General features: G+C 65.3%; 12 protein-coding genes. 8 read left to right on the top strand and 4 right to left on the bottom strand.

Annotated elements, in window-relative coordinates; all coding sequences use genetic code 11:
• The first annotated feature begins 23 nt into the window (after positions 1-23).
• The 4 genes from ABZU52_RS11635 (at position 24) to ABZU52_RS11620 (ending at position 8,302) form a co-directional block, all read left to right on the top strand.
• Entirely contained in the window at positions 24-1,601 is a 1,578-nt protein-coding gene (locus ABZU52_RS11635; RefSeq protein WP_354971004.1) for an N-6 DNA methylase, read from the top strand.
• Positions 1,594-2,778: a restriction endonuclease subunit S gene (locus tag ABZU52_RS11630; RefSeq protein WP_354971003.1), complete on the top strand. Its 1,185-nt coding sequence runs from the start codon at positions 1,594-1,596 to the stop codon at positions 2,776-2,778. The genes ABZU52_RS11635 and ABZU52_RS11630 overlap by 8 nt, the downstream gene beginning before the upstream one ends.
• Before the next feature lie 3 nt (positions 2,779-2,781).
• The gene (locus ABZU52_RS11625; protein ID WP_354971002.1) at positions 2,782-5,883 is read left to right on the top strand and encodes an HsdR family type I site-specific deoxyribonuclease; all 3,102 of its coding nucleotides are present in this window, start codon (positions 2,782-2,784) and stop codon (positions 5,881-5,883) included.
• Between the two features lie 334 nt (positions 5,884-6,217).
• On the top strand, positions 6,218-8,302 hold the full coding sequence (locus ABZU52_RS11620) for an AIPR family protein (RefSeq protein WP_354971001.1): 2,085 nt from the start codon (positions 6,218-6,220) through the stop codon (positions 8,300-8,302).
• A 257-nt stretch (positions 8,303-8,559) separates the two neighbouring features.
• Here ABZU52_RS11620 and ABZU52_RS11615 read toward each other — a convergent pair whose 3' ends face one another.
• The gene (locus tag ABZU52_RS11615) at positions 8,560-8,997 is read right to left on the bottom strand and encodes a hypothetical protein (RefSeq protein WP_354971000.1); all 438 of its coding nucleotides are present in this window, start codon (positions 8,995-8,997) and stop codon (positions 8,560-8,562) included.
• Between the two features lies 1 nt (position 8,998).
• On the bottom strand, positions 8,999-11,398 hold the full coding sequence (locus tag ABZU52_RS11610; protein ID WP_354970999.1) for a hypothetical protein: 2,400 nt from the start codon (positions 11,396-11,398) through the stop codon (positions 8,999-9,001).
• A 786-nt stretch (positions 11,399-12,184) separates the two neighbouring features.
• On the opposite strand from ABZU52_RS11610, the gene ABZU52_RS11605 reads away from it, so the two are divergent.
• Positions 12,185-12,466, top strand: a complete 282-nt coding sequence (locus ABZU52_RS11605) for an NIPSNAP family containing protein (protein WP_354970998.1) — start codon at positions 12,185-12,187, stop codon at positions 12,464-12,466.
• Here the strand turns inward: ABZU52_RS11605 and ABZU52_RS11600 are convergent.
• Positions 12,461-15,982: an AAA family ATPase gene (locus tag ABZU52_RS11600; protein ID WP_354971044.1), complete on the bottom strand. Its 3,522-nt coding sequence runs from the start codon at positions 15,980-15,982 to the stop codon at positions 12,461-12,463. The two genes, ABZU52_RS11605 and ABZU52_RS11600, sit on opposite strands and share 6 nt — an antisense overlap.
• 532 nt (positions 15,983-16,514) lie before the next feature.
• On the opposite strand from ABZU52_RS11600, the gene ABZU52_RS11595 reads away from it, so the two are divergent.
• The 3 genes from ABZU52_RS11595 (at position 16,515) to ABZU52_RS11585 (ending at position 21,417) form a co-directional block, all read left to right on the top strand.
• Complete coding sequence (locus tag ABZU52_RS11595) at positions 16,515-18,755, top strand: AAA family ATPase (RefSeq protein ID WP_354970997.1); 2,241 nt, start codon at positions 16,515-16,517, stop codon at positions 18,753-18,755.
• A gap of 2 nt (positions 18,756-18,757) precedes the next feature.
• Complete coding sequence (locus ABZU52_RS11590) at positions 18,758-19,945, top strand: restriction endonuclease (RefSeq protein WP_354970996.1); 1,188 nt, start codon at positions 18,758-18,760, stop codon at positions 19,943-19,945.
• Between the two features lie 515 nt (positions 19,946-20,460).
• Entirely contained in the window at positions 20,461-21,417 is a 957-nt protein-coding gene (locus tag ABZU52_RS11585; protein WP_354970995.1) for a tyrosine-type recombinase/integrase, read from the top strand.
• Between the two features lie 408 nt (positions 21,418-21,825).
• On the opposite strand, the gene ABZU52_RS11580 is transcribed toward ABZU52_RS11585, so the two are convergent.
• Positions 21,826-22,566, bottom strand: coding sequence for a hypothetical protein (locus ABZU52_RS11580; protein WP_354970994.1), 741 nt, complete (start codon positions 22,564-22,566; stop codon positions 21,826-21,828).
• Between the last annotated feature and the right edge of the window lie 223 nt (positions 22,567-22,789).

The raw sequence follows: 22,789 nt of genomic DNA, 5'->3' as shown, positions 1-22,789 counted from the left end.
CACGAGCAGGGACACCCCGACTTATGGCAGTAACGCAGCAGGAGATCGAGAGCCGGTTGTGGGACGCCGCCGACGAGCTACGCGTGGCGATGCCCGAAGCGCAATACTCCTCGGTCGTCTTCCCGCTGATGTTCTGGAAGTACCTGTCCGACACCTGGGACCACCAGCACCAGGCGTTTCTGGCTGAGAATAAGGGTCTCCTAGACAGCCTCTCGGCCGAGGAAGCCCACGAGATCGAGTACCGCGACTACCAATCATTCGAGATCCCGCTCATCCGCCCCGGTACCGTCCAGCAGCGTCGCGCTTCCTGGTCGTCGATCCTCGCCAGCATCACCCAGCCCGGCCTCGGCCAACGGGTCCGCGCCTCCCTGCAGGCCATCGAGACGGCCAACCCTGGCAAGTTTTCCCGCCTATTCGGTTCCCTGACTTGGACCTCTGAAGAGGTGCTGGCAGGGGAGGTGCTGGCGGCGGTCCTGCAGGCGATGGACCGCACCCCGAAGATGCACGAGGGCAACATGTCCCACGACGTGCTCGGTGGGGCGTACGAGTACCTGCTGAAGCGGTTCTCCGACGGGTCCGGCACCCGCGCTGGCCAATTCTTCACCCCGCGCGAGGTCGTCGAGCTGATTGTCGAGATCCTGGCCCCCAAGAGCTTCGAGTCGGTGTACGACCCGACCTGCGGGTCGGGCGGCATGCTCATCGCCTCCGCGAACCTGCTGAAGGCTCACGGCGGGCGTGGCTACACGCTCCGCCTGTACGGGCAGGAGGCGGTGCCGGAAACCGCGGGTGTGGCACGCATGAACCTCTTCATGCACAACCTCACCCAGTTTCAGGTCGAGGTCGGCGACACCCTGAAGGACCCGCGCTTCAAGAAGCCGGACGGGTCCATCGAACAGTTCGATGTGATCGTCGCCAACCCGCCCTACAGTCTGAAGTGGAAACCCTGGACCAAGGACCCGCGCGCCATCGGCGGTGTCGCTCCGCAGTCGTCGGCGGACTGGGCGTTCGTGCAGCACATGATCGCCAGCATGGGACCGAAGAAGGGCCGTGCCGGCGTCGTCCTACCCCACGGCGTCCTCTTCCGGGGTGGCCAGGAAGCAGCCATCCGTCAGCGCGTTCTGGACGACGACCTCTTGGAAGCCGTGATCGGTCTGCCGGCGAACCTCTTCTATTCGACGTCGATCGCGACCTGCATTCTGGTGTTTCGTGCCCCTGGCACCAAGGCCGAGGAGCGCCGGGACGGGGTGCTGTTCATCGACGCCTCCAAGCGGTTCACCAAAGCCAAGAACCGTAATGTCCTCACTGCGCTCGACATCGCTGACGTGGTCACCGCCTACCACTCGGACTTCGAGGCCAACGGCAACCCGGTCGATCCTGACGGCGACGGCGGACTCGCGGCGCGATTCGTCTCCGGCACGGAGATCGCGGCGAACGGGTACGACCTCAACATCGGGCGGTACATCAAGCAGGCCGCCGCCGAGCAGGAACATCTCGGCACCCTCATCGATGCCTACAACATCGCCCGAGCTGAGCGCCAGAAGACCGAGAAGCGCATGCTTGCTGTCCTCGCAACCGCCGGGATCGAGGGCTTCGATGAGTGACTGGCGCCATGTTCCTGCGGGGAAGATCGCCCGCCAGCGGCGGGAGATAGTCCGCCTGGAACCAGGTACCGGATACCGCACGATGGGTGTGCGGTGGTACGGCAAAGGCGGCTACGCCAGGGGTTTCGTAACGACTGAGACGGTCAAGGCCAAATTTCTCTATAGGGCGCGTGAGGGAGACTTTACATTCAACCGAATCGACACTCACAAGGGTGCATTCGATGTCGTTTCCGCTGAGCTTGACGGTGCTCTGGCGACGAATGAATTCCCGCTCTACGAAGTGAACGAAGAGGAAGTGGACGCCCGCTTCCTCCTCCTCAACTTCCAGCGTTCAGAAGTTTTGCGGCAGATCAGTGCGATGCGCGCAGGCTCCGAGGGGCGTGCGCGATGGAAGGAAGCCGACTTCGAGGCGTGGGTGGTTCCCGTGCCGCCGCTTCCTGTCCAGGGGCGGATCATCGAGGTCATCGGCGCGGTCGAGAACCAGATCACCGCACTCGACGCCGAGGCAGATAGTCTTCTTCGCCTCCGTAACGCTGCTCTGGGAGACATACTCTCCCGTGGCGGTGAAGGATGGTCGTCCGCTCCGTTGTCGAAAGTTGGGACGCTCGGCCGTGGCCGCCGGTTCGTGAAGAGCGACTACGTGCACTCCGGCCTGGGATGCATCCACTACGGCCAGATCTACACGGATCACGGGGCGTCGGCTACACGCACGGTGACGTACCTGCCCGAGAGCTTCCGCGGCTCGATGCGCTTGGCACAACCCGGCGATGTGGTAATCGCCGGGACGAGCGAGAACGTCGAGGACGTCGGTAAGGCTGTTGCTTGGCTGGGTGATGATGATGTGGCGGTTCACGACGACTGCTTCATCTTCCGTCATGATCTCGACCCGAAGTTCGTCTCGTACTTCTTCGCCTCGCCCCTCTTTCACCACATGAAGCGTCGGTTCACGAGCGAGACCAAGGTTGTTCGCGTCTCCGCCGCAAACCTCAATAAGATCGTTATGCCCGTGCCGCCTCGTGATGAGCAGGAGCGCATCTCGGGAATGGCTGACGCGATGGACACCCAGGTCGCCGCCCTCCGTGCTGAGGCGGAACGTCTCCGTCAGGCACGGGTGGCACTGCTCTCGGGTCTGCTGGACCGCACCATCGACATCGAGTCGGCCAAGCTGGAGGTCTGAGCCATGGCGAAGGGCATTCGAGAGCGCGAGTTCCAGAACCTGATGATCCAGTGGTCCCTCCCCATGGGTTGGCGTTTCACAGCGGGCAGGTCGCTGCAGCGAGAGACGACGCAGACGGTGGTCGCCAGCCAGCTGCGGAACGCCATCGTCCGGCTCAACCCCGGGGTGATCGACGGGTTCGACGTCGATCCGGTGGTCGAGGAGATCGTTGCCACGGTCAACGCCGTTGAAGGCGGGCTGGTGCGGGCCAACGAGCAGGTGCTACGCCTGCTGCGCGGGCAGAAGGAGTTCCGGGACGCCGACGGCGTGTGGCACGCCTTGAGGGTCATCGACGTCGAGCGCCCGACCGCCAACACGCTGGTTGTGTCGGACGAGGTGACCATCACTGTCCCCGGTAAGACCTCCCGCCGGTTCGACCTCGTGTACTGGGTCAACGGGCTGCCCTTGGTCGTGGTCGAGGTGAAGTCGCCGACCGCGAAGTCCGGGTGGGTTGACGCCGCCCGCGAGATCAACGACGTGTACACCACCGATTACCCGTGGTTCTTCACCCCCAACGTTTTCGCCGCCGCCTCCGACGGGCTGAACCTGCGATTCGGTGCCGCCGGTGCGCCCACGAACCTGTGGCAGCCGTTCCGGTCCACCGCCGACGACGAGAACCTGTCCGGCCAGGCCGACGTGCAGCGCTCCGTCGAGCTGCTGCTCAACCCGGCCACCGTCCTGGACATGCTGGCGAACTTCGCCCTCTTCGACACCTCTGGCGGTGGGGTGGACAACAAGTACCTGCCCCGCTATCCGCAGATGGAGGCGGCGCACCTGATCCACGAGCGGGTCCTAGAGGGCGGATCGAAGGGCCTGATCTGGCACCACCAGGGCTCCGGAAAGACGCTGCTGATGGTGTTCGCCGCCTCGCTCCTGCTGGCCGACACCCGCACCGAGTCACCCACGATCATCCTGCTCTCCGACCGCACCCAGCTCGTCCGGCAGACCTCTGGGGTGTTCACCTCGGCGATGGGGGACGCCTACTTCCACCAGCCTGCCACCAGCCAGGAGTTGCGTTCTCTGCTGGCCGACGACGTGCGTGGCGTCATCTCCACGACCGTTCACAAGTTCGCCGACGCCGGCAAGGACCTGTCGACCCGGGGCAACATCATCGTGCTGGTCGACGAGGCACACCGCACCCAAGCCGTCAGCCGGGACCGGGGGAGACTCCGCGGCAGGCCTACCCTGGCCGAGCAGATGCGCGCGGCACTGCCCAACGCGAAGTTCTTCGGAATGACCGGCACCCCTCTCAGGAACCTCGCCACCGACACCTTCGCCCTTTTCGGCGAGGAGGCCGACCCGGGCAGGGTGCTGCACCGGTACTCCGTGTCGAGGTCTCTGCGGGACGAGGCGACCGTCCCGGTCATGCTGGACCCGCACCCGGTCTCCTTCGAGATGAACGACCAGGAGTTGCAGGCCGAGTTCGACCAGTTCGCCGACGACTTCGACCTCGACGACCCCGACCGTGAGGCCCTGTCCCGCAAGTTCGGGCGACTCACCTCGGTGTTCGCCAACCCCGACCGTATCCACACGGTCTGCCAGGACATCGTCGATCACTACCTGGCTGGCGCCTACCGCAACGGCCTCAAGGCCCAGGTCGTCGCCTACAACCGCCAACTGGCCGTGGCGTACACGGACAAGATCAACGAGCTGCTGGCCGGCTTCGAGGCCTCACAGGTGCTGACCGAGGTCGGGAAGCATGCCCGGATTACCGCCGAGGTGAACATCTCCGTCTCCGATTCCAAGGACGAAGACCCCGCCATGCGGCCGTACCGCCTCTCGGAGGCCGAGGAGGAGGAACAGAAGCGGCGGTTCCTCACACCTGACGACCCGCTGTGCTTCCTGGTGGTGACCGCGAAGCTGATGACCGGGTTCGACGCCCCCAACGAGGGCGTCCTCTACCTGGACAAGCCGCTGAAGGCCCACACCCTGTTCCAGACGATTACCCGCCCGAACCGCACCTGGGTATCCCCGACCGGATTCGTAAAGACCTCCGGCGTGGTCGTGGACTACATCGGCCTGGCCGAAGAAGTGCAGCGCGCCGTCGTCGACCCCACCGCCGAGGGGACCGGCGAGGGCGGCGGATTCGTCACCGATGTTTCCGAGCTGGTCGCCGAGTTCCGAACCACCTTCGCCCGCATCGAAGACCTCCTCGCAGACGCCGACGACCTGGACCTCACGGTCCACGGATACGAGTCCGTGCGGGCCATCAACGCCTTCCTGGACACCAACCCCGGCGCCGCCGAGGTGTTCTCCAAGGATTACCGGCTCCTGGCCCGCCTGTACCCGCTCATCAACACCGACAAGCGGATCGCCAAGTACCGGGACGGCTTCGGGCTGTTCGGATCCGTGTACACAACCCTGTTCAAGAAGTCCTCCGACGAGGAGAGGAAGGAACGGCTGGGCGAGCTGGGACCGATGGTCCTAGAGATCATCAACGCCCACGTCCACTCCTTCTCCGTGGTCGCCTCCCAGGAGGAAGCCCTTGTCCTGGACGCCCAGGGCATCACCATCCTCAAAGAGTTGATGGCCCTCGTCCGCCCCAAGCCCGGCAAGGACGACGGCGAGGACAAGACACCCCCCTCCGCGGCGGAGATCCTGGACCACATCAAGGCCGCCCTCGACAAGGGGGTCGAACCAGGGTCCGCGAAGTACACCGCCCTCGCCGAGCGGATCAGGCTCCTGCGGGACAGGATCATCCAGAATGCCCAAGACGCCCTGGAGTTCCTGGCCGAAGCACTCCGGATCGCCCGGGCCATCGTCAACGCCGAGAAACACCCCGACGAAGCCATCATCGTGCTGGACGACGACCGGGTTGGCGTCTTGTCGCGGATCATCCACGACCACGCACCGCCCGGCCTCAACGTCACGGAGAGGAACCTGGCCGAAGAAATCGACCAGGTGGTCACCCGGACCCTCGCCCAGTCATGGGACAACGCAGACGCTCGCAACCGGGGCGTCCGCCGCGCCACCGCCGCCGTCTTCCGCCGGTACATGTTGAAGCCGGTGGGGGAGCCGTACGACTCCACCGTCGCCTACATTGAGGCTCACTACCTCGTTGACTGACGAGACACGACGCCTTGGCGCCCTGTGGTGTTCGGCGGACTCGTCGCGCTGCTCGGCCAGCCGGAGAGGCAGGCACTAGCGTACTGATGAAGATGCCCGAATGGGGTGTTCGGGGATAGCCGTGCCACTTGCCGAAAACCGCCACGATGACCTTGGAGCGGAGAGGCCCGCAGCGGCTCAGGTTGATCGATGTCGTCCGCTGGCTGCAGGTAAGCTTCCACCGGCTCAAACGCGTAGGATGAGCCATCCACTGTGGGCTGAGGCTGCGGATTTAGGGGGCGAAGCTTTGAGCTCGATTCGACGCGGCTCTAGTCAAGTAGAGGCGGCTGTCCAGGTGCGACAGGTCGAAGCAGCCCTTCGATCAGTCTATGTGGAATCGGGCCTTCTCGACCTCAGCGATCTCGAGGACAAGCCGGAGGAGGAGCTTACACCGCGCGCGCTTTCCCGAGCACTCGCGGCGCAAGCCGTGCGGATGGTGACGGGTTGGACGCCGCAGGACGCGGCTGCTGCCGTGATCGATGGCGACGGAGACCAAGGCATCGATGCGATTGCCGTGATTGGTGGTCCTGACCCCCACGTCTTCCTCGTTCAGGCAAAGTGGAGTAAGTACGGAAACGCCAAGTCCGAGCGGTCTGCGGTGATGGAGTTGCTCGCCGGGCTGCGGCTCATTGACGACGAAAACTTCACTCCGTTCAACTTCCGCGGCCGGCCCCTTGCTGAGTCAGCCAAGACCGTAATGTCCAGCGGACCGGTTCCTGTGACGCAGGTGATCGTGCTGATGCGTGCCGAGCCGGTAACCGCGGGCTTCTTAGCCGCCGTCGAGGCTGGAGAGACCGAGTTCAACCGTCATGGCCCTGTTCTGGACAACCGCATTATTCTCTCTGCTGAAATTTGGACCTCCGTGCGTGAGGACATGGCGCCTCGGCCCGTCGATCTGGAAGCGGAGCTGTTCCCGTGGTTTCCCATCACGGTCCCCTACGAGTCTTATCAGGGTGTCGTCCAAGCCGACCAAGTCGCCGATTGGGCGAAGAACGGCTCCAATCTCTTCCATTTGAACATTCGTAATCCGCTTGGCCGCACGCCTATCAACAACGAGATGATTGAGACGTTGGTTGATGAGCCTGCCCACTTTTGGTACTTCAACAATGGCGTCACGATCCTTTGCGAATCGGTTGAACGTGTCCAGCAGTCAATGCGTGCGCCACAGTCTCGCCCGCTTCGGCTGACGTTGAAAAACGCAAGCGTGGTGAATGGTGCCCAGACAGTTAAGTCGGTGGCGGAAGCCCTCGAGGCAGATGACGATGTCGCGTCAGCGCAGGTGGGCGTCCGTGTCATCGTGACGGGCAAGTCTGTCGAATTCGCAAAACAGGCCACTCAGGCGACCAACCGGCAGAACAAGGTTGAGTATCGAGACTTCATTGCGCTGGACCCAGTGCAGGCATCGATCTTGGAGGAGATGCGCGCCGAGCTGGGGCTCGACTACAGTGTTCGCCGCGGTGAGCTTGAGCCAGAGCCAGACACTGGATGTTCGGTCGTGGAAGCCGCCTGTGCCCTTGCTTGCGCCCATCCCGATAGCCAATACGCGGCTCGCATGGCGACGACTCTCGACGTGCTCTGGGAGAGGGGCTCGCAAGGAATCTACGACGTTCTTTTTCGGCCGCAGCCGGGGGTCTACCTGTTGTGGAACGCGGTGCAGATCCTACGCCAGGTGCGGCGGACACTCCACGACCTGAAGCCTCGGTACGAGGGTCGCGGTGCCGCGCTCGCGGATCATGGTGTTTACCTGCTCACGCACCTGGTCTTCCATCAACTCGACACCGAATCCATCGACGAGCCTGACCCCCGACTCGATTGGGCTGCGCAGGCACTTGCGCAAGTCGGAGACTTGGTGGAGGGGCTGTTACCGACGGTCGTCGCGGTGATCGATGCCCTCTACTCGGATCGGTCCCAGATTCGATCAGTATGCGCGGATGTCGACCGCTGTCGCGAAGTGACACAGAAGGTGCTCACCGGAGCGGAGGTGGAGAGCATCAATGTCCACAACAAGTACCGACGCGTACCACCCACCAAACGTAAGCGCCGTCCTAATGCAGTCTCGGTCATCATCGACCGAGGCCTTCTAGACGAAGGTGCGGCTCTCACACTGCTCACCCCGCTGGCCGCTGAAATCGAGGCTACGCGGGACTGGCTGGCTGCAGACGCTCGACGAGCGCGAGGCACGTGGGTTCCTCATCGATCAAGGCCGATCTTGTGGTCGGCAGACGGCCAGCAATATTCACCGTCCGGGTTGATCATGAAAATATGGGAGGAGGCTGGTTGGGAAAAGCACCCGGTTGCTGTTCAGGGAACCGCGCGCTGGACCGTCGAGACGGGCGAGACGCTCACTGACCTCGCCTGGCGTGACCTCCAGGATCAATGAATGGCCCGGCTCCTCGGCCCGAACCATCTCGGCACGCAGGCCGCCGCGTTGAAGTTCGGCTACTGGCGGACGAAGGCGTCGCCGCCGAGGACAGGAAGCAGAACCGGCGCACCGACTCGTAGGGAACTGAAGCCCGGTGCGCCGCGGCTCGGAGGCAAACAGGTCTGACCGTGGGTGCTGGCGGGGCCTATCAGCCGCTGCTCGACGGGTTCTGAGCCGCACACGGGGCGTGGCCGTTGGCCAGCTGTCACTGCGACTTACCCTCCCGTAGTTGCGCCCTGCAACGTTCGGTCCCGGGCGGCCGCAGGAGCCGGGTATAGGTCTTCCTCAAGCGCGTCGACGGCCGAAGTCCATGCATCGATATCCTCCAGGGGAGGTGCCGGATCTGGGTTGCGGCCGTGCAGGATCTCGCAGATCGCGACGTATGCCTCTAGCGCGCCGGCGATCGCCTGCATGCGGCAGAGCTGGGCCTCTGGCGAGAGCCCTGGCTCGCCGATGCTGAGGTACAGCCGTCGTTCGATCATCGAGATGTCCGGCTTCGCAGCAATCACCGTGCTGGGCAGCCTGGCCGCTGCGCGCTCGATGCGAACGCGGAGCACCAGCGCCGCGAGCGCCGCCTTTTCGGCCGTGCCGCCGGGCCACCCCTGGTAGGCGGCCTGGAGATCCGCTAGCTCGACGTCCGGGTAGGTTGCCATCTCAGCTCCCGATCTGCTGAACGGCTTTAATGATCTTCCGAGTTTGGCGTATCCAAAGCTGCGGGTCTCCCTCAGGGGCGCGGCCGTGCGCTGCGCCGTTGAGTGCGTGCACGGTCGGGGTGAAGCCGTTGACGTCGATGGCTCGCAGGCCCGCACGGCGGGCATAGGTGTTTAGGAGCGCCAACTGGTCGAGAGTCTTCCGCGCTTTTCGAAGGTCGGCGACGACTGTGGCTTCGGGCGAGCCGACCTGCCGGCCCAGCATCTCGATCTGTGCGACGACTTCGGTATCGACCGCCTGCCGGCAGATGGCAAGCGTCATTGCGGTGACGGCGGCGGGGGTTCCGATGGATGCCGCCTTCTCCGCCCCGAGGATTCGCTGGATCTCGTCAAGCCGCTGAATCCCGGGGCTAGCCACGTGCCTCACTCGGACCTGCGGCCGGCCGTCACCGTGCCGGTCCATACGGATGTGCGACGGCATTGCGCCCAGGCCACGAAGCTCGCGCCAGAGGCGGTCGTCGTGAGTGAATACGACGACCTGGAAGCGCTCAGCGAGGGTCATCAGGTGCCGAGCCAGGTACCGCACTCGCCAGGTGTCGAACGCGTGGATCGGGTCGTCGAGGATGAGGAATCCGAAGGGACTTTCTGGCTGAGTAGCACGGGGCAGGTACGTGGCCAGCGAGAGTGCGTTGCGCTGGCCGGTACTTAGGACCGCGGAGCTGTTCTTGCCGGCTGGCAGCGCGACGTCGCCGTCGACGAGGTCCAACGCCACATTTCGCCGCATCTTCGTACCGCCGGTGAGAGCGATGCCGGTCAGCTTGAGGTCCGCGTCCGGGTTGAGCACGGACCACAACTCCATCACCTCCTTCCCGATGGGCGCGAAGATGTCCTCACGCGCGGTTCGGATCCACCGGTCGACCTTGCGGTCCAGCCGCTCGGCCACAGCGAGCCTCGTCAGCGCCGGCCGTTCCTGGCTGCGGACGTCCATCCACGATCCGATGTGCGCGCGGACCGTTGCCTGCGCGGTGATGACGTCGTCACGCCGGGCGAGAAGGTCGTCGCGGACCTTCGCGTACCAACCGACTAGATCGGCGCTCTCGTCAAGCGCCTCAGTCAGCGACGCCACGGATGGCGCCATGGTGGCGAAATCTGTGGCCAGGCGGACGAGCCGGTCCCACTGCCTAATCCGTAGTTCAGTCGCGGAATCCGTCACTTGGGTCAGTGCCCGGCGCAGCGATTCGGTCAGCGGGGTCGGGAAGCTTCTGCCAAGGTCGCCCAGCGCCGTAGCTGCGGCGGCCTTCGCATTGCGCAGCTCCCGGGTAGCCGTCCTCAGCCGGTCGGCATCCTCGGAGGCACGCCGTATCCACTCGTGCCCGGCCGCCCCACAAACCGGGCATACGTCCCGGTCACGGAGGTCGTCGAGCCGCGCGTCACCGAGGGCAAGTGCCTTTTGAAGCACCGCCAGGAGCGCGTTTGCCCCGGCCGCATCCGAACCGATGGCGTTTTCCAGCCGGACGAGCGCGTTGACGGCCCGTACGCGAAGCCCGTCATCCACCGCCCAGGTGTCGGGCAGGCCCAGCGGCGGCGGCGCCGTCTCCGGCAAGGTTTCGGTCAACACCATGATCCGAGCCTGGGCCTCCTCGTCCGGGAAGGCGCCGCAGTTCCGCACCGTCCTGGCCAGTTCTTCCTGGCCCGCCTTAACGATGCCGTTCAGGGCGCTCGTGTGGGCGGCCTCTACAAGGCGCCTGGCCACCGCGCCCTTGTCCCGGTCAGTTTTGAGCAGGGCCTGTAGTTCTTCGAGTGCGGTCAACTCAAACGCGTCTTTTAGGAACGTGTGCAGATTACTCGGATCTTGAATGACCTGGGACATCTCCGGATACAGCAGCACTGGCATGTAGCGTTCGAATGCCTCCGTCCACTCGCTGGGCGGCGTACTGAGTGAACCGTCCGCGTTGCGCCATTGAACAACCTCATCTGCCCCGCAGAAAATCTCTATGTCGCGTCGCCCGTTGCTGACTGTGGTGACAATGTCGCGGTGCGGATAATGAATGTTGTTCGCCAGCACCTGGTAGGACCGCTTGGTTCCGCTGCTAAGGGTGTGTCGGGCGCCGTCGGCGATGCTCGTCTTACCGGTGCCGTTGCGCGCGGTGACGATCGTGAGGCCCGCAGTTGGCTTTAGAGGCAGGTCGACGGCTTCCTCGGCGACTCCTATGTGACCCCGGACATGCACGTTCCGTACATACCAAGGCCCGTCAGCGGTGGTGACGCTCGTTGCCAGATTCGGGTTCTTGGCCCGGATTAGCTCCAGAAGCAGGTCCCGCATATCCGGCTCAAGTTCTGCTGCAGCGGCGGTGATGTCAGCCCAGGTGAGCAGGACACGCTGCGAAGGGTGTTCGGCGACCACGAAAGAGCCCTTTCGGCTTGCCGGCCGTGGACAGTCGCCGCGTTTGTCTCGTGCCGGACAACGATGGGTGGGCCGAAGGTCGGCCCAGCAGCGAGCCGCACAACATATCCCGCGCGTCAACCTCATGCCAGCAACACGCGCAAACCAATGATCTAGCCAAAGCGTACAGATGTTCTAATCTCCAGGCAGATGGCAAGATGTGAGGTGAGGACGCATTCCGGGATGTCCCGAGTCGGAGTCAGCAGTGCTTCCGCCCTCGGGTGGCACGACGTGCGGCACTACGTGGTGCGGCCTCGGTGGTCGGGCGCGGTCTCCGGGCGGGGCGGAGTGACCATGCGCGATGTGAGGGAGGGCCCCGGCTGCGTCGGCGAGTTGCGCGACGCGTGGTTTGCGGTCATTGCGCCTCCGGCGGGGGCGCTCCGGCTCCTGGATGGCCGGGGGCCGTCCGCGGCCGCCGGCTCCGAGGGTGGTGGCGGTAGGCCATCCTGTCTGCCAACGACCCGGGCAAGCCGAGCAGACCGCCGCCCGGCCCGCCAGCGTCCGTACGAGCCGTCGAGGTCCGCAGGCCGTGGCGGGCCGGGCGGCGGCCCGCTCCCCGGCGGGCGGGTCGATGGCAGACAGGATGGCCGATGCTTCGGGAAAGGAGTGGCTCGCTGCGGTCGCCCGACGTCGTCCGGTGGTGGATTCCGTGACCGGCTTGGTTCCACGGCTTCGGCTAGGGTCGATGGCGCAAGGCCCTGGGATCACCGCACGAATGAGGTGGCGCGTATGGCAAGGACTGTGCAGATGCGTACGTACACGGTCCGGGCTGGGCTGCTGGATGATTGGGTGGACCGATGGCAGCGGCTGGTCGTCCCGCTGCGCCGTGACCTTGGCTTCGAGATCCATGGGTCGTGGAAGGACCGGGCGCGGAATCAGCACATCTGGGTGATCTCCCACGAGGGTCCTGAGTCGTTCGAGGAGGCCAACGCCGCCTACTGGGCGTCGGAACGACGCAAGACGCTCGGCCTGGACCCGGACGACTACCTGGTTGGCGAGGAGACCCGCGATGTCGAGCAGACGCTATGAGTCCGGGTGGCCAGGTAGTAGATGGGCCTGCCGTTCGTCGTTCGTGAGCGCACGGAATGCCCGTGAGCCTGCTGCCACGGTCAGCTCGTCCAAGTCGACGACGTCCGCCCACACGCGGGCAGTGCCATCCACCGAGCCAGTCACGATCTGCCGCCCGTCCGGCAGCCACGCCAGGCTGGTCACAGCGTCGCGGTGAACGCCGACCACCTCGCTTTGGTCGTCGTCCGCGCTGGCCCAGATCCGTATGGTGCGGTCGTCTGAGCAGGACGCGAGGCGTCGGCCGTCTGGTGCCCAGGCCACCGAGCGGACTCGCTTGTCGTGGCCGGTCATTACCCGCGGCTGGTCGGATCCCGTCAGGTCCCAGACGCGGACCGTCCAGTCGGCGGAGCAGGTGGCGAGCCGGCGCTCGTCAGGTGCCCAGCTGAGCCCGTCCACATAATTCTGATGCCCTGAGTGAACGGTGCTCTCGCCGGGGTGTTCGATGTCCCAGACCCGGACGGTTCGGTCGTCGGAGCCGGAGGCGAGGTACCGACCGCTCGGTGACCAGGCGAGCGTGCCCACCCAGTCGGCGTGTCCGCGCAGAACGCCGGCGGAACTGCTCGTGCGGACATCCCACACTCGTACGGAATTGTCTTTGCAGCCTGCGGCCAGCCGGGACCCGTCCGGTGACCAGGCCAGCGACTCCGCCTCAGCCCCGATCTGCACGTCGCTGTCGGTGCCGATCAGGTGGATCGATCCGTCGCGCACGACCACGGCGATCAGGTCGGCTGTCGGCGAACAGGCAACCGACAAGACCGGCTCAGGCAGAGCCATCACGTCGGCCGTGCCGTCCGGCTGCCAGATTCGGACGGTGCCGTCGGCGCCGCCGGTGACGATCTTCGCTGTCCGGTCCAGAGCAAGAGCGGTGACCGGTCCGTCGTGTCCAGCGAGTAGGCGCTGTTCGGCGCCGCGCGGCTGGATCGTCCACAGACGGGCGGTGCCGTCGCCAGAGCCACTGACTGCTCGTCGTCCGTCGGGGGACAGTGCGACGGACCAGGCGACCTGGGAGTGCCCCCGCAGCTCAGCCATCTCCCGCAGCCGGTGGACGTCCCAGGCGCGGACGCTGCCGTCGCCGCTGGCGAACACGACGGTGCGACCATCGGGGGACCAGGCGACCGACCAGACGGGTGATCCCTGTCCGCCGATGACGTGTCGGGTCTCACCGTTTGTCACGTCCCAGATCCGCACGGTCTGGTCGCCGGATCCGGTGACGAGCTGGTTCCCGTCTGGGGACCAGGCGATGGCCTCGACGAAGTCACCGTGCCCCGTCAGCCTCCGCTCCGCTTTGGCGGTGGCGAGGTTCCAGACGATGACGGACCGGTCGTGGGAGGCGGAGGCCAGCCGGCGGGAGTCGGGGGCGAACCGCAGGCCCCACACGTCTCCTTCGTGGCCGAGCAGGCGGGCGGTCAGCTGCCAGGTGGTGGTGTCCCAGACTTGGACCGTCCGGTCCCGGCTCGATCCGGCGAGCCGGGACCCGTCGGGGGACCAGGTGACGCCGCGTGCCACGTCTGCGCAGGGCAGCACCGCGACCGTTGCCGCCGTTGCGGCGTCCCACACCCGGACCGTGCCGTCGCGGGAAGCGGTAGCGAGGCGGGTAGCGTCGGGTGACCAGTCGACGGCGTCCACCATGCCGGTGTGCCCACTCAGTACCCGCACGACGGTGCCGGTGTCCGCGTGCCAGATCCGTGCGGTGCCGTCCCTGGAGGCGGTGACGAGATGGGTGCCGTCGGGTGACCAGGCGACTCCGCGGACGGCGTCGGTGTGCCCGGCGAGCACCGCCTCGGTATGGCTGAACGCCAGCGCTGCCATCAGGGCCCGGCGGGCGATCGGCGTTGGTGGACACTCCTGCAGGGCGGCCGAGGTCAGCAGCACCGCGAGCTCCGGGTAGCGGTCGACGTTGCCGAGCGCGAACTGCCCGATCGTCTCGGACACCCGGTGCAGGAACGCGGTGTCCCGGCTGCGGGAGGCGTTCACCAGGGCGCGGGCGGCGGGGCTGTCCTGGCCGGCGGACTCCATCGCTTCTAGCCACTGCCCGGCCAACTCAAGTCGCTCCCCGGTGAGCAGGTAGTCGGCGCTGCGCCCGGCGTGGACCCAGTCCGCTGCCCACCGCTCCAGCTCGGTACGCCGACGAAGTTGTTCCGCCCGTGCTTCCACCTGCTGGCGCAGCGGCGCCCACCGGCGGAACAACGCCTCGTGTGCGACCTGCGCGTACGGCGCCCCGTCGGTCACGTCGATGGTCAGCAGCCGAGCATCGGTGAAGACACCGATCACCCGACGCTGAATGTCAGACAGGTCCCGCAGCGGCACCCGGCGCCGAGTCGGCTCGGCACCCTCCATCGCCACCAGACGGAGCAGGGTGGCCAGTACGTCCTCAGTGCTGCTCTCACGCCGCACCTCCGCCATCGCGGCGTCGGCCTGGCGGCCCAGCGCCCCCGCGACACCGCCGAGGGCCTGGTACGCCTGGCGGGTAGCAGTTTGGCCTGGCCCAGCCGCCCGGTGTAGCTCCTGAAGCAGGTACGCCAGCAGTGGCAACGCGTCCGGTGTAGCGGTGTCGGCGACGATCTGCTCGACGAGGCCGTCTTCGAAGCGAGTTCCGGCGAGCTGGGCGGGCTGCTCTACGACCGCGACGAGGTCCGCCGGCCGCATGGTGCCCAGCGCAACCGGGCTAGCGAAGAGCTCCGGGCGGGGCCCGGCGAGAAGGTCGGCGAGGAACTCGACACGGAGCGTCGCGACAACCCAGAGCCTCCGGTCGGCGTCGAGCGCCGTCGCGATCTGCTCCAGGAACGTGGCCTGTTCGGCAGCACTGGATAGTGTTACCAGTTCCTCGAGCTGGTCGAGAATCAGCAGGACGCGCCCGTGCCGATGTCCCTTACGAGCCCGCCAGGCCGTCAGGTGGCGGGCGAGGCTGTCCGGGCGGGACCGCACCTCCCTCAACGCGGAGGCGCGGTCGGCTGCGCCCAGTGTCACGGCCAGGTCCGCGAGCACGCCGAGCGGCTCACCCGCAGGCGTGACCGCTGGCAACACCTGCCACCGCCCCTCTCGCAGCCGGGGAACGATGCCGGCGTGGACCAGGGACGACTTGCCGCTGCCGGAGGCGCCGGTAACGCAGACGAACCGGGCGGGCGCGTCCAGGCCCAGCTCGTGTAGGCGTCGCACTAGCTCAGTGACCTGCTCATCCCTGCCGAAGAACACCGACGCGTCCTGCTCGGTGAAGGCTGAGAGCCCCGGATAGGGGCTGCGATCCGACCGCCACACCGGCCGCGGACTGCGAGGTGCCTGCCACCACAGCACCAGGCCGTTCCCGACGATCAGCACCACCAGCAGGACGATCAACGCCGGACCGGCGGCCTGACGGATCCCGGCGGAAAGCGGTGACGTGTCGGCGTTAGCGAAGAAGTTGGCCGCGATCTCCAGCAGGACGGCGATGATGAGCAGTGACAGCTGAAGAGCGATGGGTGGACGTCGACTCGGCCGCACCAATCCCCCCAACGATGATCCCCGATGGCATCACGGTAGCGGGTCTGCGCCCGCATCAATAGGTCGTGGCAGCGCCTTGCGAACGCCTGGCTTGTAGAGCGTTACCGCATCGCCCTGGGGCAGCCGGGATCCTGCCGTCCGGCACTACTCATCCTCATGCAGCCGAATAGTCCGCTCGGAGCTTGCGTCGGGCCGTGCTCGTTACGCGGGAAAAGCTGACGCTACAAGATCGATTCGTACTTGGCGAGAAGGTGATCGTCGGGGTGATCTTAAGTCCACCATGGTGGCAGACTCGCATGGTGGCGGCAGCTGCCTCGGCCCGACGAGCAGCGCATCCCGGCGGCTCTCTTGTAGAGCTTGACCGGCTGAATCCAGCAGATATTCTTTCGACCTCGGTTCTTTCTGTCTGCCTGAGGTTGGTGTGGAGCAGGCGGTTCGTCAAGCTGGTCGCCCCTCACCGGTCGACCCAGCCTGACCTGACCTGAGCTCTGCGCCTACGGACCTGACGATCAGCTAGGGGAGTAAGCGGATCATGGACGATAGTGCTGCGATTATCCCTCCCCGCGACGACGAATTGGTCCGCCGTGTTGGCTGGGAGCTCCTCGAGCAGGGCTTGAATCGAGGCGGATCCCTTTTCACGCCCGGACGCCCAGTCTGGAGTGCGGAAACAGCGAAAGAGCTTTTCCACCTTTACAACGATCGGGTCGATACCGGCACGGACTCGTTCATGGTCAAGCTGCACAGGCAGCTCGACAAGGGATCCGACCTCGCGATCCAACTGGCAGCGGAGCTGCTGACGCTGCAGGGACTACCGTTGGTGAACCTGAGCGCCGGCAAGCTGCGCGAACGGGTAAGCACAGTGCTCGGCTGGATGAAGGAACCAGTTGCCATCCCGGAGCAGGTGCTGGCCGCGTTCGAGCAGGGGACATGGAACGGTGGCATCGGCGGCCACACGATGATCTGGAAGTGGCTGGCGGACGCAGTCGTCCTCCTGCGCCAGTGGTGGACCATCTCGCCCGACCGTCGGCAGCGTGCGCTAGCCGACCCCTGGGAATGGCAGGCCCTGGTGGACGAGGCCAGCATCGTTCCATCCCTGCGAGAGTCGCTGCTCTATCTGCGGTTTCCCACGTACTTCCTCCCGATCGTTAACACCGGACACAAGCGGGCGATCCGTGACGCCTTCAGCGACCCAGACGAACGAACACCATCCATCAACCGCGATCTGCTCGGGATCACCGCCAGAATCCAGAGCGAGACCGGCCAGCCAGTGGACTACTACCTGCCGCCATTTGTGAATCAGTGGCGAGTCAAGGAGAGGCCGCCCGGCGAACGGCGAGCCTGGCTGATCCGTCCGGGTCAAGGCGGTCCTAGCCTGCTGGCTGACTGGCTGAAAGACTCGTTCGTATCCCTCGGCGCCGCGCATCTCGGCGAGGTCGCGTTAGGCGCGTCCCGGGCCGATATTCGGTCGGCCGTGGACATCGGATACCAGCATCTCGATTACGCCCAACGTGTCAGCTACGCCAACGAGTTCCATGCTTTCCTCAGCCAGATGGAAAGTGACGACATTGTGACGACGCTCATCGACGACCGGATGTATCTGGGAATCCTGGCCGGCGGGCCGGAGTTTCGTCCGGCCGCAGCCGGTAGTGAGCTGCGCCGGCCGGCCGAGTGGGCCGTCGCGTCGCTCGATGCTGCCGCGCTTCCCGCGCCCCTGCCAGCGGAGCTAGATCAGCAGGGCAACGTGGTTGATCTGACCGGTGCACTGTCAGTGCTGATCGAGCTCTTCGAGTCAATCAGCCAGGTAGAGCAGGAAACCGGCATGGCAAGTACGGCGAACGTCGTGGACCGAGCGGTCGGCCCCATCACCCTGAAACTCAACGCCGCCACCGCGGCGTTGGCGGAGCATGTACACATGCGCAGGGCCTGGCTCACCGAACTGCTCGAGCTCTGGCAGGAACGGTCGCAGATCATTCTTTGCGGCCCACCAGGTACGGGAAAGACTTACCTGGCCCGAGCGCTGGCGGGCCACGTGGCCGAGCGTGACGCGATACGCCTCGTGCAGTTCCACCCTTCGTACGCCTACGAGGACTTCTTCGAAGGGTTCCGGCCGGTCGAGAACGTGGAGGGCGGCGCCGTGAGCTTTGTTAAGACACCAGGCCCGCTGCGGGAGATCGCTTCGCAGGCAAGAAACGACCGGCACCGCCCGTACGTGCTGATCATCGATGAGATCAATCGGGCGAATCTGGCCAAGGTCTTCGGTGAGCTGTACTTCCTGCTCGAGTACCGCGAATCCACGGTGCGGCTGCAGTACTCGCCGTCCGAGGCCTTCAACTTGCCGCCCAACGTGTTCATCATTGGGACGATGAACACGGCTGATCGGTCGATCGCGATGATCGACGCCGCCATCCGACGCCGCTTCGCGTTCATCGAACTACACCCCGACGAGGATCCGGTTCGCGATGTTCTCGGGAGTTGGCTTGCCGCCAACGGCCGCGAAGACGACGAGCGTGCCGGGCTGTTGGCCTCACTCAACACCCTGATCGGCGCCCAAGACCACGATTTCAAGATCGGGCCGTCGTATCTCATGCGGCCCGGCCTCGACGATGAGGCTGCGCTCCAGCGCGTCTGGCGGCACGATCTGCTGCCGCTGCTCGAGGAGCACTACTACGGTCGACTCAGCCGGGCGCAGGTGCACAGCCGATTCGGACTGGCTGCGGTCCGTGCCCAAACCGCTTCCGTCGTTATTGCCGATGATTCGGATGACGTGCGGTAGCAGTGGACAGCGTGGATGCGGTCATCCTGCCGGAACTGGATACCAGTGGTGTGCTGCGGCCCCTCGACGACGCTCAGGTTCGGATACTCCGGGCGTCCGGCCTGGTCAAGCTGACCCCCGAGCGCAGGAGCTGGCGTATTCGACCTGGCGGCAAGGTGGGCGCGGTCCGCGCTGGAGACCTCGACGTCCAGGTGCAGCCGAAGGTCGGCGTGGTGAGGTTGCTGTTCTTTCTCGGGTACGCGAAAGATCCGCGGTTCCGCCCGGAGGACGTAACTGCGGCACCGGCGTCAGGACTATGGCCGGCACTGGCGGAGTCATTGATCCGGCAGGCCGAGCGGGCCCTCGCTGGTGGTCTCCTGCAGGGGTACACATCGTTCGAGGAGGCACTCCCTCTGATCCGGGGACGCGTTCGATTCGCCGAGCAGTTCGCCCGTCGGCCAGCCATACCGCTGCCGATCGAGGTGCAGTTCGACGACTGGACCGTCGACATCGTCGAGAACCGACTGCTCCGCACCGCTGTACGCCGAATGTTGGCCGTGCCCCGGCTCCTGCCGTCCGCACGGGAGCGGCTAGAGCGGCTGGACGCACGCCTTGCCGGGGTACCCGTCCTTCCACCCCATGCGCCGGTTCCCCTGTGGAGCCCCAGTCGGATCAACATGAGGTATGTGCCCGCACTCCGGCTGGCCGAGCTGATCCTCGATAACCAGTCCGCGGAGCCCGATGCCGGCGGTATCGCAATCGCTGCCTTCGCCGTCAACATGGCCACAGTCTTCGAAAACTTCGTCGCCGCCGCGATCCGCGAGGCGCTCGGATCCTGCCCGGGAGTTGTGGAGGCGCAGTATCGGACCTATCTGGATGCCGAACAGAGCATCCCGATTCGGCCCGACCTGGTCTACCTGGTCGACGGCCGACCCGTCGCGGTGTTCGATGCAAAGTACAAGCTCGAGCATCCAACGTCGGGCTTCCCGAACGGAGACACCTACCAGATGCTCGCCTACTGTGCTGCCCTCGATGTGCGAACTGGATGGCTGGTGTACGCGAAGGGAACGACTCCGCCGGAGCGCAAGCACATCCGGAATACGACGATAGAGATCATCCATCACCCGCTCGACCTCTTGAGGCAGCCGCACGAGATTCTCGATGACGTTGCGGCGCTGGTCCGGCGCGCAACCGCGCCGAGCGCCTACTGAGGAAGGCGACGACTCGCGCACGGCCGGTTAACGACAGAGCGGCGCGGCAGCTGATCGCCGCGGACGGGTCATTCCCCGTCCGGCGCCATCGCCGCTCATTGCCGACGATGGCATATGCCGTTACGGCGGTGCGACTCTGTGAACAGGATCCGATCATCAACGTGCGGAGAGGCGCTGGCTGATGACCTCCAACGCCTCTCCCGGCCCGGGCTCCCGTGATATCTCACAACCGTCTCACGGACGGTTTGGCAAGGCCCGACAGAGCCTGACGTGACGCGGACCTCCGATCGTCCATCGACCTGCGTGTTCGGCACGAGCCGGGAACGTCCGGCAAGCCCCGGCAGACCCGCTAGTTCACTGGGGGTCAAGGGGTCGTCGGTTCGAATCCGGCCGTCCCGACAGCGAGAGGGTTTCCGCAGGTCAGAGCCTGTGGAAACCCTCTTTTTTGTGTTCATGGTGGTTCGTCGAGGTCGAGCACGCCGCTTATCGACCCCTTGACTCGACGGGTGACCGACATGGCTCTACTGGACCTCACCAAGCTCACCATCGACCTGTCCTCGACCTGGGCGGGATACCTGCGCGACTGGGACCGGACGCTGCGGGCGGGCAACTACCCGGAGACGACGCGGTACAACTACCTGCTCGCGGCGGCGCAGTTGGCCCGCTACCTGGCCGAGCATTCGCCGGACCCTGATGCCGCCGACGCCGCGGAGGACCCCACTGAGGTGACCCGGGGGCATGCGGAGGCGTTCCAGGCGTGGATGATCGAGACCCGGTCGGCGTCGACCGCGTTGAACAAGCACAAAGGTCTGCAGCAGTTCTTCAAGTGGTTGCTGGCTGAGGAGGACATCGACCGCTCTCCGATGGATCGGGTCCGACAGCCCAAGACACCACAGAAGCTGATCCCGATCATGCAGGACGAGGACACGAAGAAACTCCTCGACGCCTGCAAGGGCAAGACCTTCCCGCACCTGCGTGACGAGGCGATCATCCGCCTGTACTACAACACCGGGGCGCGGCTGTCGGAGGTCGGCAACCTGCTGCTCGACGACGTCGACCTCAACACGGAGTCGGTGCACTACCACGGCAAGGGTGCCAAGGACCGCCGGGTGCGGTTCGGGCCGAAGACGGCGCGGGCCATCAGCCGCTACCTGCGCGCCCGAGGCAAGCACAAGGGTTCGGAACTGCCGGATCTGTGGCTCGCCGACCGCGGCGGGCGGAGGTTGGCGGCCAACGGCATCAAAATTCGTCTGAAGCGGTTGGGGCTCGCCGCGGGCGTGGCGAACGTGCACGCCCACCGCTGGCGGCACAACTTCGCCCACGAGTGGAAGCGTGCCGGCGGGAACACCGGCGACCTGATGCTGCTGTTGGGCTGGACCTCGGAGGACATGCCCCGGCACTACGGTGCCAGCGCGGCGGCCGAACGCGCCCAGGAGATCCAGGTGCAACTGCGCATCGGGGAAGGGGTGTAGACGCCGGCAACACGGTCGGCCGGGCCGAGTGCCGGCTTGGCCGACCGCGTTGCTCTCGTCGTTGATCGGCGGGCCCGAGTCGAGTCAGGCTGGATTCGGCTCACTGGCTCCGGTGCAGATTTCGGTACGACCGGTTGTACACAGCAGCATCCGAGTAGCCGGCCTAATGCTGATCGGCATCCATGACGCCTGTAGGACCCGCCGACGGTCCGATTGCTGACGTTGCATAAGGGTGACCTACCAGTGACGGGCGGCTCGGCGTTCGGATCTGCCGATGTCAGTGCACTCGATCACGCTGAGTCGATTACACAGGATTAGGCATTTCACTCAAAATAGAAGCTGCACAGATAGGCACGCGGATAATCCGGAACTACCGATTGGTGACACCCGATCGAGCCGCCGCAAATGCTAACAACCGGCAGCCAGCGGAAACGTTGCGTGGTCAAGCGACGTAGATCCCGGCGGCAAATCCTCGGAGGACCATCGAGTTGACTGAGCTGACGGCGCCAACTCTGGGAGGTAGTTGACCCAGTCGGCCGCCACGGCAAGGAGCCACACTTCCGCCGCATTGCTGCCAGTGGGAACTCTGCTGGCCCACCTGTCATTTGAAGCTCTCTCGACCGTAACGAAATATATGCGACTGGTCCCGTGGTCCCGGTGCCCCACGACGTATACCCATCCGGTCTTCGGGACACCGCCCTCGATGTAGATCTTTGCCAGAGCGCAGGCCGGCAAGGGTTCATGCGGTTCCAGAAAGTGCCCGTTGGCAATGGGGCTCCTCACCTGTTCAGGTTCGACTTGTGCGTCACTCGCCGGCAGAGACTCGGGGTCGCTTCCGAACCGTTGTTTTATCCCGACCCCTATAGCTGCGCCGGAGATCAACAATATCGTCGCCACAAAAGTCACTCGTCGCCTGGAGTCGGTGAACCCCTTTCGCAGAAGGCCCACGACGCACAAGACCGCCGAAACGGCGCCGACGCACACGAGCGCGATGTCGAGGGTGAGGGAGGCGAACTGACCCGCGTTCGCCACAAGACCGAGTGCCCCAGCGATGGCGCTCGTGGTGCTTGCGCCGACAACTAGCTTGAACGAGTGCGGATTAACTCTCTCATTGATCGGCGCTAGCTCGACATCTTCTTTGTCGTCCATTTATGCCTTCGGTCTGACGTTGGTGGCGGGCCGGGCGGGCGCGAGTTGGTACCGAGATACCGGAAAGGGGCGCACATTACAAACCGGCATACAGGTCCCTTTCCGACATTAGTGTGGACCACAGCTTACTAAGGGACGTCTCGTAACCCTGGCGTCTGTCTGTTAGGGACGGTCAGGCAGGATGCCCGGGTGCAGGTGATCACCGCAGCCCGTCCGGAGTGGA

Source organism: Micromonospora sp. NPDC005220, assembly GCF_040607895.1.
Taxonomy (GTDB): Bacteria; Actinomycetota; Actinomycetes; order Mycobacteriales; family Micromonosporaceae; genus Micromonospora.
The sequence above is the reverse complement of the archived record's forward strand: the minus strand, read 5'-3'. Positions and strand labels throughout refer to the sequence as shown.